Below are 1409 nucleotides of genomic sequence, written 5' to 3'. Positions count from 1 at the left end.
ATTACTCTTGATGTTAGGGATGGTGGTTAATTCTAGGGCAAGGGCATGTTTGTGGTAGTGCTGTCTTTGCCTAATAAGTTGAAAATGATCGGAGTCAGTAACACTATCTGACCACTAATACTTGGATATTTATTCTCTCATTAAAGTATAATTGTTAGACACAATTATAATAACTGACAAACGCTTGTATAGTCAAAAAAATTGTTAATTTGTGTATAATTTAAGCAATTTAACAGTCAATAATCCGTGGTTAATAATACAAATTACTGAATTTATCTGATCAGTATTTACACAATATTTTTTTTGATAGATAATTATTTTTAGTTATCAAGGATAGTATTTACTATCAAGGAATATAAACATGATTACAACGATAAATGGAACATCAGGGAATGATTTGCTTGAGGGTACTCCTGGTGATGACCAGATTAATGGTAACGGCGGGGATGATACTCTTAAAGGTTTTGCTGGCAATGATCAAATCAATGGTGGTTCGGGAGATGATACAATTTTTAGCGGTGCTGGTGATGATCAAGTGAATGGCAACGGTGGCAATGATAATCTGAGAGCTGGTGATGAGGGTGAAATTCTTGGAAGTAGTGCTGGCAATAACCAAATCAATGGTGGTTCGGGAGATGATACAATTTTTGGCGGTGCTGGTGATGATCAGCTGAATGGCAACGGTGGCAATGATTTGCTTGTTGGTTTTGATGGAAATGACACTTTAACAGGATCTTCAGGCCAAGAGATATTTGTTGATGGCAGTGGGGATGATATTATTTTTGCTAATGGTGGAGATGATATAATTTTTGATAGCCCAGGTTTAGACCAAGTCTTTTTAGGGACAGGTGCTGCTCAAGTCGTTTTAGCTACAGGTGAAGGGTTTGATACTATCTTTAACTTTGATCTTAGTCAAGCTAAATTTGTTATAGGATTTTTTGGAGTAGACTCAGATTTTCAAAACTTGGACTTTTTTGATACAAACCAAGGAACTCAAATAGTTAACGATGGTGACCTTCTAGCAGTTGTAGTTGGAGTTCAGGCTAGTCAAATCGATAATGCTGATTTCTTTACCAATTCAGTATTATTCTAATTTGTTATTGTCAGCTTCACCTATTCGGTAGTTGCTCTTCCTCTATGGGGAAAAACCAAAAATAGACCTTATTCACAAATCTTTTCTGGAAGTTCAATAGTCCGATGCGCTTCCAACTATATTGTTTCTAGACCCGATGATGGGTCTTTTTTTTGTAATGACTAGCCCGGCGGTTGGATCTGTCTTTTCGATGGCTGCGTTCGCGTAGCGTGGCCTAAAGGCCAATCGCACACCCTTTCCTCATCTCTACATTCCCTGGGTTTCTTGTTCAGGTACAGCTGCGATCGCAAACCCAAACCCCATCTCTACATGCCCA

The 1409-nt window shown here is 38.1% G+C and carries 1 protein-coding gene; it reads left to right on the top strand.

The features are described 5' to 3' along the window. Positions 1 to 361 precede the first annotated feature (361 nt). Positions 362 to 1093 carry a calcium-binding protein gene (locus tag F6K38_RS41950; protein ID WP_008181423.1) on the top strand — a complete coding sequence of 244 codons (732 nt, stop codon included), beginning with the start codon at positions 362 to 364 and terminating at the stop codon, positions 1091 to 1093. Positions 1094 to 1409: the final 316 nt, after the last annotated feature.

Origin of the sequence: Moorena sp. SIO3B2 (assembly GCF_010692525.1) — a bacterium.
GTDB classification, from domain to species: Bacteria; Cyanobacteriota; Cyanobacteriia; order Cyanobacteriales; family Coleofasciculaceae; genus Moorena; species Moorena producens.
The sequence above is the reverse complement of the archived record's forward strand: the minus strand, read 5'-3'. Positions and strand labels throughout refer to the sequence as shown.

Coding starts and splice junctions, on each gene's coding strand:
- F6K38_RS41950 (WP_008181423.1), top strand. CDS start 362: ATGATTACAACGATAAATGGAACATCAGGGAATGATTTGCTTGAGGGT.